Annotated in this window: 1 protein-coding gene; it reads left to right on the forward strand. The window is 58.2% G+C overall.

Annotated elements, in window-relative coordinates:
* A partial coding sequence (locus ACK4SE_RS14375; protein ID WP_409694093.1) for a glutathione S-transferase C-terminal domain-containing protein occupies window positions 1-519 on the forward strand: 519 nt, incomplete at both ends.

Genomic DNA, 519 nt, shown 5'->3' on the forward strand with positions numbered 1-519 from the left:
GGTCTGATCCGCTACCATCACGAACTCTATACGGCGAGCGACGCCGGCTACACCGGCAAGGTATCGGTTCCCGTTCTCTGGGATATGAAGGAAGGGCGCATCGTCAACAACGAGTCCGCCGACATCATCCGCGTTCTGAATTCGGCCTTCGACGAGCTCACCGGCAACCGCCTCGATTTCTATCCGGATGTGTTGCGCGCGGAGATCGATCGCTGGAACAGCCCGATTTACGAGCGCGTCAACAACGGCGTCTATCGCGCCGGTTTTGCGAAGACTCAGAATGCCTATGACGAGGCGGTCGCGAGCCTGTTCGAGATGCTCGACACACTCGAGCACCACCTGACGACCAACCGGTACATCGCCGGTGAATACCTGACCGAGGCCGATATCCGTCTGTTCGTGACACTCGTCCGTTTCGACGCGGCCTATCACGGCGTCTTCAAGTGCAACATCCGCCGGATCGAAGACTATCCGGTGCTGTCCAACTATCTCAGAGAAATCTACCAATGGCCGGGGATC

Origin of the sequence: Brevundimonas sp., from assembly GCF_046293315.1 — a bacterium.
GTDB lineage: Bacteria > Pseudomonadota > Alphaproteobacteria > Caulobacterales > Caulobacteraceae > Brevundimonas.